Annotated in this window: 9 protein-coding genes; 4 read left to right on the top strand and 5 right to left on the bottom strand. The window is 62.8% G+C overall.

Annotated features, from left to right (window positions below; all coding sequences use genetic code 11):
- Positions 1-218: 218 nt before the first annotated feature.
- Positions 219-662 carry a BrnA antitoxin family protein gene (locus P0X85_RS13245; RefSeq protein WP_275814215.1) on the bottom strand — a complete coding sequence of 148 codons (444 nt, stop codon included), beginning with the start codon at positions 660-662 and terminating at the stop codon, positions 219-221.
- Positions 663-804: 142 nt separating this feature from the next.
- Here P0X85_RS13245 and P0X85_RS13240 point away from each other — a divergent pair, with 142 nt between their 5' ends.
- Positions 805-1,125 carry a hypothetical protein gene (locus P0X85_RS13240; RefSeq protein WP_275814212.1) on the top strand — a complete coding sequence of 107 codons (321 nt, stop codon included), beginning with the start codon at positions 805-807 and terminating at the stop codon, positions 1,123-1,125.
- Positions 1,126-1,248: 123 nt separating this feature from the next.
- Positions 1,249-1,434 (top strand): CTP synthetase, encoded by a 186-nt coding sequence (locus P0X85_RS13235; protein ID WP_275814208.1) that lies wholly within the window; start codon positions 1,249-1,251, stop codon positions 1,432-1,434.
- Positions 1,435-1,481: 47 nt separating this feature from the next.
- Here the strand turns inward: P0X85_RS13235 and P0X85_RS13230 are convergent, their stop codons facing one another.
- Positions 1,482-2,249, bottom strand: a complete 768-nt coding sequence (locus tag P0X85_RS13230) for an alpha/beta fold hydrolase (RefSeq protein ID WP_275814205.1) — start codon at positions 2,247-2,249, stop codon at positions 1,482-1,484.
- Positions 2,250-2,337: 88 nt separating this feature from the next.
- Between P0X85_RS13230 and P0X85_RS13225 the strand changes: the two genes are divergently transcribed.
- Positions 2,338-2,709, top strand: coding sequence for a hypothetical protein (locus P0X85_RS13225; RefSeq protein ID WP_275814202.1), 372 nt, complete (start codon positions 2,338-2,340; stop codon positions 2,707-2,709).
- Between the two features lie 64 nt (positions 2,710-2,773).
- Here P0X85_RS13225 and glyA read toward each other — a convergent pair whose 3' ends face one another.
- Positions 2,774-4,066 (bottom strand): serine hydroxymethyltransferase, encoded by a 1,293-nt coding sequence (glyA, locus tag P0X85_RS13220; RefSeq protein WP_275814199.1) that lies wholly within the window; start codon positions 4,064-4,066, stop codon positions 2,774-2,776.
- Between the two features lie 173 nt (positions 4,067-4,239).
- Here glyA and P0X85_RS13215 point away from each other — a divergent pair, with 173 nt between their 5' ends.
- A complete protein-coding gene (locus tag P0X85_RS13215; protein ID WP_275814196.1) occupies positions 4,240-5,004 on the top strand; it encodes an NAD kinase in 765 nt (254 codons plus the stop codon).
- Here P0X85_RS13215 and P0X85_RS13210 read toward each other — a convergent pair.
- Both P0X85_RS13210 and prpE read right to left on the bottom strand, forming a co-directional pair.
- Entirely contained in the window at positions 5,001-6,371 is a 1,371-nt protein-coding gene (locus P0X85_RS13210) for a sigma-54-dependent transcriptional regulator (RefSeq protein WP_275814193.1), read from the bottom strand. The two genes, P0X85_RS13215 and P0X85_RS13210, sit on opposite strands and share 4 nt — an antisense overlap.
- A 382-nt stretch (positions 6,372-6,753) precedes the next feature.
- Positions 6,754-8,646: a propionate-CoA ligase PrpE gene (gene prpE / locus P0X85_RS13205; RefSeq protein ID WP_275814189.1), complete on the bottom strand. Its 1,893-nt coding sequence runs from the start codon at positions 8,644-8,646 to the stop codon at positions 6,754-6,756.
- Between the last annotated feature and the right edge of the window lie 35 nt (positions 8,647-8,681).

Genomic DNA, 8,681 nt, shown 5'->3' with positions numbered 1-8,681 from the left:
TCAGCATAACCACGAAAGCCGCCTGATCATGACCTCAGGCCATCTGGGAAATTACACCACCTTGACGGACGCTACCGCAAAAACTTCCCTCAGTGCTTTCTGCACGTTTCCCAAACGAATATATAGGTCATTGTGGATAAAATGTGAACAACTCACATTCACGTGTGTCTTCGGCCACAAGAGCGGCCTATATCTATCAAACCCATAACTCCCCCCCCTCACCGCCGCTTGATCCGCACCTTCTCCGCCGCCCCAATCTCGGGCGCTGGCCTCTCCGTGCCGCGCAGTTCATGTTCCGTCAGGCCCCAGGCCGGGCGCTCGGCCTCGGTGGCCGTGTCGCGGTAAGCGTCGATCGTGTCCGCGCCTTTCACCAGCCCTGCCAGCCGTCCGTGCATGAACGCCGAGAGCACCGCGCCGATCCGTTCGCCGTAGCCGCGCCCTTGGGATTTGAAGAACCGCACCACGTCCGCCTCGATCCAGAGCGTGACCTTGACCTTCGGGCGCGGGCCGCGCGTCTGGGCGATCTCGTGCCAGTCCTCGGGGATGCGCCCGCCAAGGTCGATCGTGTTGTGCAGGTCCCATTCCAGCCGGCGCATCGCGTCGAGCATGTAGTAATGGTGTTCGCGTTGTTTGGCGGTCAGTTTCGGGCGGGCGGTCGGCATTCTGCGCTCCTGTGTTGGGGGCGTCAGTCTGGCGCGAAAGCGTTAAGCAAGTCTGGCCCCTGCGTCTGGCGCAAAACCAGCGCAAAACCAGACGAAAGCTGGATTTAACGGATCGTTAACCAAGAGGCGGCATCCTGCGCCCATGAAACAGCTTTTTGCCCTCCCGATTGTCATCCTCCTCGCCGCCTGCGGGGCGCAGCCCGCGCCGCAATTCTTCGGTGCCGAGCGGCATGAGGTGACGCTTCAAGGCATTGATTTCGTTGTCTTTCAAAAGGGAGATCAGGCAGAGGTGATCCGTCTGGGCTATCTCTCCCGCGCCGCGCGCGACGCCGTGCCGCCCCTGATGATCGAGGCCGCCGAGAGGACCACCCGCTGCCGTGTCGCCGGTCCCGCCGCCGGACCCTTCCGCTCGCCCTCTCTGCCCGGCGATACCGGCGAGGCCCGCTTTCAGCTTGCCTGCTAAGTGATTGATTTCCCGTCGCTCCTGCGACAACCCGCCGCGCTCCCGGCGTGACACAGATCAAAGTCGGGGGCGGGAATTCATGTTTTTTCAATACACGAAACGCATCCTCACTCGGAGGCCATCATGACTCGCCTTTTCGGAATCATCTACGCCCTCGCCGGCCCGACTCTCGCCGGTATCCTGATCACCGCGGCATTGACGATGAACATGTTCGACACCAAGTCGATGATCGTCGCCGCAGCAGTCGGGTTTTTGGCTGCATTGCCAATTGCTTGGATCGTTGCCAAGCAGATCAACGAGAACACCTGAACCGGTATGGCGCGTGTCCTGAACGGGGTGCGCGCCATCGGCTTTTGTCACCCGGTGGTCAGGAAATTCTCGATTGTGGCCTCGAATTCACGCGGCTTTTCCGCGTGAAGCCAGTGGCCTGCACCTTCGAGTGATACGAACTCCGCCGCAGGAAACTGCGCGCGGATAGCCGCGTGATCTGCGGGGGTCACATAGTCCGATAGCGCGCCGGAAATGAACAGGCTCGGCCCCTTGAACCGGCCCGGCGTGTCCGGCCAACCAGTGATGTCCGCCATCACCCGGTCAAGCACATCAAGGTTGAGCTTCCAGCGCACCGGCCCGTCCCGCATCTCCAGAGATTGCAGGAGAAACGCGCGCACCGCGGGGATCTTGATGCTTTCGGAGAGCCTCCGGTCGGCCTCTGACCGAGACGTCAGATCGTCAATCTTCAGCCCCTGCATCGCCGCGATCAGCCCACTATGCGAATGATCGTAGCCCTTCGGCGCGATATCCGCGACGACGAGCTTACGCACCAGCTCGGGCCGCGTCAGCGCGAGTTGCATGGACGCTTTGCCCCCCATCGAATGGCCCAAAACATCGGCTTGGCCGCCATGGGCTTCGATCACTTCAGCGAGGTCAGCAGCCATGGCTTCGTAGGAATGCTCATCCGACCAGAAGCTGTCGCCGTGGTTGCGCATGTCGAGGGCGATGACCTCCCGCATATCGGACAGACGCTTGGCGATCACCCCCCAGTTGCGTGCGGACCCGAAGAGGCCGGGCGCGATCAGTAGCGGGGGCAGGGCGGTTGGGGTGCCATGGATTTGTGTGTTCAGCATGGCCCATAGCTAGCGCAGTGTGACGTTCCCCGCCAGCCCGGTTGCACGAGATTTCCGGCCCGGTTAGCGTGACCGGAAAGGAGGCAGGATGGACCCGAAACGCTTGCAGGATATGGCGCAGGAAATCTCGCAGCTTCTGGTGACGCGGCTTGGTGCGAAGGGGCACGGGCTACGTGCGCGCATTGAAAGCCGGATCCGGGCACTGCCGCGCAAAGTGCGCCGTGCAGCCCTCGCATTGGCCGACGCAGAGGCGCAGGTGGGCGCCCCCAAGATCACGCACCAGCTCGACGCGCGCCAAATCGAGCATGACTATCAAACGTGTCGCCATTATCTCGAACCGTTGGGGTTCGGGGCGCGATGGGTGGCGTTGGCGCTGAGCATCAGTGCGTCGGTGGCTTTTGCCATCCTTACAACGCTCGTCCTGTTGGTGGTCGTCGCGCGTTGGCGCGGCCTGATCTGATTGACAATCCGCCCAAGCAAAAGGGCCCCCGAAGCGGAGGCCCTTTCGACACATCGTATTGCGATCACAGGTTCGGGTAGAGCGGGAAGCGCGCGCAGAGCGCCGAGACCTTGGCCTTCACGGCCTCTTCCACCGCCGCATTGCCCTCTTCGCCGTTCTGCGCCAGCCCGTCGACGACCTCGACGATCAGGCGGGCGATTTCGCGGAACTCTTCTTCCTTGAAGCCACGGGTGGTGCCGGCGGGCGTGCCCAGACGGACGCCCGAAGTGACCATCGGCTTTTCGGGGTCGAAGGGAATGCCGTTCTTGTTGCAGGTGATATGCGCGCGCCCGAGAGCTTTCTCGGTTGCGTTGCCCTTCACGCCTTTCGGGCGCAGGTCAACCAGCATCACGTGGGTGTCGGTGCCGCCGGTGACGATGTCGAGGCCGCCCTTCATCAGTTCATCCGCGAGCGCTTGCGCGTTCTTGACGACCTGCTCGGCATAGACCTTGAACTCGGGGCGCAGCGCCTCGCCGAAAGCCACGGCCTTGGCTGCGATCACATGCATGAGCGGACCGCCCTGGATGCCCGGGAAGATGGCTGAATTGATCTTTTTCGCGATCTCTTCGTTGTTGGTCAGGATCATGCCGCCGCGCGGACCGCGGAGCGTCTTGTGGGTGGTGGTGGTCGCCACGTCCGCATAGGGGAAGGGCGAGGGGTGCTGACCGCCGGCCACGAGGCCCGCGAAATGCGCCATGTCCACCATCAGCCATGCGCCGACCTCATCCGCGATTTCGCGGAACTTGGCGAAGTCGATCTGGCGTGGAATGGCCGAACCACCAGCGATGATCAGCTTGGGCTTGTGCTCTTGGGCGAGGGCGCGGACCTGATCGTAGTCGAGCAGCGAGTCCTGCTTGCGCACGCCGTATTGGATCGCGTTGAACCATTTGCCCGATTGGTTGGGCTTGGCGCCGTGGGTCAGGTGACCGCCCGCGTCGAGGCTCATGCCGAGGATGGTGTCGCCCGGTTGCAGCAGCGCGGTGAACACGCCCTGGTTGGCCTGCGAGCCCGAGTTCGGCTGCACGTTGGCGAATTCGCAGCCGAACATCTGCTTGGCGCGGTCGATGGCGAGGTTTTCGGCCACATCTACGAATTGGCAGCCGCCATAGTAGCGCTTGCCCGGATAGCCCTCGGCATATTTGTTGGTCATCACCGAACCCTGCGCTTCCATCACGGCGGCAGAGACGATGTTTTCGGAGGCGATCAGTTCGATCTCGTCGCGCTGGCGACCGAGTTCATCGGTGATCGAACCCCAAAGCTCGGGGTCGCGGGTGGCGAGTTTTTCAGTGAAAAAGCCTTCGTCACGTTGGCCGGTCATGGCGGTCTCCTGCGTGGGTCCTGCATGGGTGTGCCGCTCGTTTATCCCAGAAATTTCCGCGCTGAAAGCGTTCAAAACGACGAAAACGCAATTTGCCGCGGCATTTGTCGGACGTTCGGCGCTTGTCTTTCGGCCTGCGGCTTGTCACATCTTGGGCAAAGCGGGGGGCGGGCGTGGCCAAATCCAAGCAGAAGATCCATTTCGTGGCGTCGAGCGCCGAGAGCGCGCAGCGGGCGCTGGCCCAACTGATCGAACGGTATGGGCAGGTGCCGCTCTATGCGGCCGATGTGATCGTAGCGCTCGGCGGTGACGGGTTCATGCTGCAAACCCTGCATGACGGCACCGGCTTGCCGGTTTACGGGATGAACCGGGGCACGATCGGCTTTCTGATGAACGATTACGAACCCAAGGATCTGCCCGACCGTCTGGCGGCGGCGGAAGAGGCGGAGATCAACCCGCTGTCGATGCGTGCCGAGACGATGGATGGCATCATCCATGAGGCCCTTGCGATCAACGAAGTCTCGTTGCTGCGCGCGGGTCCGCAGGCGGCCAAGCTGCAGATATCCGTGAACGGGGTGGTGCGGCTTGAGGAACTCGTCTGCGACGGGGCGATCCTGTCCACGCCCGCAGGTTCGACCGCTTACAACTATTCGGCGCATGGGCCGATTCTGCCGATCGGTTCGGATGTGCTGGCCCTGACCGGGATTGCAAGTTTTCGGCCCCGGCGCTGGCAGGGCGCGATCCTGCCCAGCTCGGCTGTCGTGCGGTTCGACGTGCTCGATCCCGACAAGCGCCCGGTGATGGCCGACGCGGATTCTCGTTCGGTGAAGCCTGTGAAGTGGGTCGAGATTCGCTCGGAGCCAAGCGTCAAGCACCGTATCCTCTTTGATCCCGGTCACGGGCTGGAGGAGCGGCTGATGCGGGAGCAGTTCGCCTAGGCGTCGCGCAGGCGCCAGGCGTCCATTTTGCGGTAGATCGTCGAGGGCGCGATACCCAGCTCATACGCGGCGCGCGGCACCGAACCTGCATGACGGACGAGGGCGTCCTCGATGACGAGCCGTTCGATCTCGGCCAGCGAGCGCCCGGCAAGTGTCGAGAGCGTCAGGCTGGCAGGTGTGGAGAGATCGCCGCTCGGTCGGCGCACCTCCGGGGGCAGCATCTCGAGCGTCAGCTCTGCACCATCATGCAGCAGAACGGCCGAACGCAGCACATTCATCAATTGCCGCACGTTCCCCGGCCAGTCGAAGCGTTCGAGCGCGCTGAGGGCGCGCGCGTCAATCTGGTCGAATGCGCGCTTCTCGGTTGCCGCGAAACGCGCCAGCAAGTGGCGCGAGAGCTGAGCGATATCCGTCGGGCGCTCGCGCAGCGCGGGCATGCGGATCGAGAGCACATGAAGCCGATAAAACAGGTCCTCGCGCAGCGTGCCGTCTTCGATGGCTTTGGCTGGCGCCGTGCCAGAGGTGCAGATCAGCCGCAGATCAATATCGCGTGGGGTGGTTTCCCCGGCGAGGCGGATCGATTCATCTTCGATAAAGCGCAGGAATTTGCCCTGAAGCGCGATTGGCATCTCGCACAGATTGTCGAGCAGGAGCGTGCCGCCATCGGCAGCGGGCACCGCGCCGAGCTTCGCGGCGCTTGCGCCGGGCGCCACGCCGCGGCCAAGGCCAAAGACCTCTGCCTCGATCTGATCGGCGGGCAGGGCGGCGCAGTCGAGCGTGATGAACGGGCCAGAGCGGCGATTGGAGAGGTCGTGGATGGCCCGCGCGCACAGCTCTTTGCCGGTGCCGCTCTCTCCGGTGATGAAGGTCGGTGCGTCCGATTGCGCGGCCTTCCTGATCCGGGCGTAGACATCCTGCATCATCTCCGACTGACCAAGGAACGCACCGGGTGGCGTGTCCCGGCCGGTGCAGTCCGCAGGCCCATCGAGCGCGATATGGCGCCGGGCATTTTCCAACGCCGAACTTAGCCGGGTTTCATTGACCGGCTTGACCAGAAAATCGAATGCACCTGCCCGCATCGCAAGAACCGCGCGGTCGGTCGAGCGATCTGCGGTAATCACCACAACCGCCGTCGCCGGGCGCAGGGCAAGGAACTCGGCCATCAGGTCGAGCCCGTCACGGTCCGGCAACATCAGGTCCAGCAGCACCACGCCGACGCCACTTTGCCGAAACAGCGCCAGCCCTTCGGACGCGGTGGCGGCGGCGAGTGTCTCCCAGCCCTCGGCGCGCAGATGGGCCTCGTAGATCGAGCGCAGGCTGGGCGTGCCCTCGATAAGAAGCAGTTTCGGTGCGTTGGGGTCAGGCAAGGGCGGTACTCACATCAGGCACAAAAGGGGTAGCGAAAAAAGGTTCGCAAATGATTGCCCATTCACGGCTCGGATGCCAGCGCTGCGGGGGCTTGATTTTGGGATCAATCGGCTCTGGATCGGTGACTGATGGGCATGAGGAGGTCTTGCGCACCGCAAAAGCGTCCAGAGAGGACTGCGGGGTAACGGAAGTTAATTTAATCATTTCGCGCAACCGCCGTAAGTACGGCGTCCATATGATTGGGGGCAATATGCCAAAATTATAGGTATGGTGCATGCAATATATGTGAGCAGTTTATACAATAAATAGTCGGCTGCAAACGAAGACGGGCGAGCCGCGCGTGGCGGCCCGCCCGTTTGAGGCATAAATGTCTCTGGCTGGTCAGGCCATCGGATAACCCAGCCCTTTCAGGGCCTCTGCGATTTCGCCGAGGATGGCGGGATCGTCGATGGTCGCGGGCATCTTGTACTCTTTGCCATCCGCGATCGACACCATGGTCCCACGCAGGATCTTGCCCGAGCGCGTCTTTGGCAAACGATCCACCACGCAGGCGAGCTTGAACGCCGCCACCGGACCGATCTGGTCGCGCACCAGTTTCACGCATTCCTTGACGACATCCGCATGGGGCTTGTCGCAGCCCGCGTTGAGGCACAGGAAGCCGACCGGCATTTGGCCCTTGAGGTCATCCGAGACGCCGATCACGGCACATTCGGCCACGTCGGGATGCGAGGCGAGAACCTCTTCCATGCCGCCGGTCGAGAGGCGGTGGCCCGCCACGTTGATGACGTCATCGGTGCGCGCCATGATGTAGAGGTAGCCGTCCTCGTCGATCATGCCCGCATCACCCGTCTCGTAATAGCCGGGGAAGTGTTCGAGATAGCTTTTCTTGAAGCGCGCTTCGGCATTCCATAGCGTCGGCAGCGTGCCCGGAGGCAGCGGCAGCTTGATTGCGATGGCGCCAAGCTCGCCCGCCTTGACCGGGTGGCCGCCCTCGTCGAGCACTTGCACATCATAGCCCGGCATCGGCACCGAGGGGCTTCCGATCTTGGTCGGCAGTTCCTCAATCCCAAGCGGGTTCGCGGCAATCGCCCAGCCGGTCTCAGTCTGCCACCAATGGTCGACCACCGGAACGCCGAGATGCTCTTGCGCCCATTTCACGGTGTCCGGGTCGGCCCGCTCACCGGCGAGGTAGAGCGCCTGCATGTTCTTGAGGTTGTATTCCTTGATGAACTCGCCCTTGGGATCTTCACGCTTGATGGCGCGCAGGGCGGTCGGCGCGGTGAAGAAGCTCTTCACCTTGTGGTTCTGGATCACGCGCCAGAAAGTGCCTGCATCCGGGGTGCCGACGGGTTTGCCTTCGAAAACGATGGTGGTGGCGCCCGCGATCAACGGACCGTAGCAGATGTAGGAGTGGCCCACGACCCAACCCACGTCCGAGGCGGCCCAGAACACGTCGCCCGCGTCGATGTTGTAGATCGCTTTCATCGTCCAGTTCAGCGCGACGAGGTGGCCTGCGGTCGGGCGCACCACGCCTTTGGGCTGGCCGGTCGTGCCCGAGGTGTAGAGGATATAGGCCGGGTGGTCGCCCTCGACCGGGACGCAATCCGCCGGCTCCACGCCATACTGGAAACCGTGCCAGTTATAGTCACGCCCTTCGATCAGCTTCGCGACTTCCTGCTCGCGCTGGAAGATCACGCAAAAATCGGGCTTGTGCGTCGCCTGGTCGATCGCATCGTCCAGCAGCGGCTTGTAATGCACGACGCGGTTCGGCTCGAGACCGCAGGAGGCGGCGATGATCGCCTTCGGTTTCGCATCGTCGATGCGCACCGCAAGCTCGTGCGCGGCAAAACCGCCAAACACGACCGAGTGAATCGCGCCAAGGCGGGCACAGGCCAGCATCGCCTCAAGCGCTTCGGGGATCATCGGCATGTAGATGATGACGCGGTCGCCCTTCTCAACGCCCTTGGCGCGCAGGGCGCCCGCGAGCGAGGCCACGCGGTCGCGCAGTTCGAGATAGGTGATGCCCTTGGTCGAGTGGGTGATTGGGCTGTCATGGATGATGGCGAGCTGGTTGCCGCGGCCTTCTTCGACATGGCGGTCCACCGCGTTCCAGCAGGTGTTGACCTTGGCATCGACGAACCATTCGTAGAGAGGCGCGTTTTCGTCGAACAACGCCTTCGAGGGTTTCTGATCCCAGGAAATCGCCTCGGCCGCATCCATCCAGAACCCGTTCGGGTCGGCTTTCCACGCTGCGTAGACCTTATCGTATGACATATGTGCCTCCTCCAAGCTTGCACGCTTGTTAGGCA

Origin of the sequence: Pseudothioclava nitratireducens, assembly GCF_029210495.1 — a bacterium.
Taxonomy (GTDB): Bacteria; Pseudomonadota; Alphaproteobacteria; order Rhodobacterales; family Rhodobacteraceae; genus Pseudothioclava; species Pseudothioclava nitratireducens.
The sequence above is the reverse complement of the archived record's forward strand: the minus strand, read 5'-3'. Positions and strand labels throughout refer to the sequence as shown.

Excerpts from the sequence above, each read along its gene's own strand:
- P0X85_RS13245 (WP_275814215.1), bottom strand. The coding sequence starts at position 662 with ATGCCGACCGCCCGCCCGAAACTGACCGCCAAACAACGCGAACACCAT.
- P0X85_RS13240 (WP_275814212.1), top strand. The coding sequence starts at position 805 with ATGAAACAGCTTTTTGCCCTCCCGATTGTCATCCTCCTCGCCGCCTGC.
- P0X85_RS13235 (WP_275814208.1), top strand. The coding sequence starts at position 1,249 with ATGACTCGCCTTTTCGGAATCATCTACGCCCTCGCCGGCCCGACTCTC.
- P0X85_RS13230 (WP_275814205.1), bottom strand. The coding sequence starts at position 2,249 with ATGCTGAACACACAAATCCATGGCACCCCAACCGCCCTGCCCCCGCTA.
- P0X85_RS13225 (WP_275814202.1), top strand. The coding sequence starts at position 2,338 with ATGGACCCGAAACGCTTGCAGGATATGGCGCAGGAAATCTCGCAGCTT.
- glyA (WP_275814199.1), bottom strand. The coding sequence starts at position 4,066 with ATGACCGGCCAACGTGACGAAGGCTTTTTCACTGAAAAACTCGCCACC.
- prpE (WP_275814189.1), bottom strand. The coding sequence starts at position 8,646 with ATGTCATACGATAAGGTCTACGCAGCGTGGAAAGCCGACCCGAACGGG.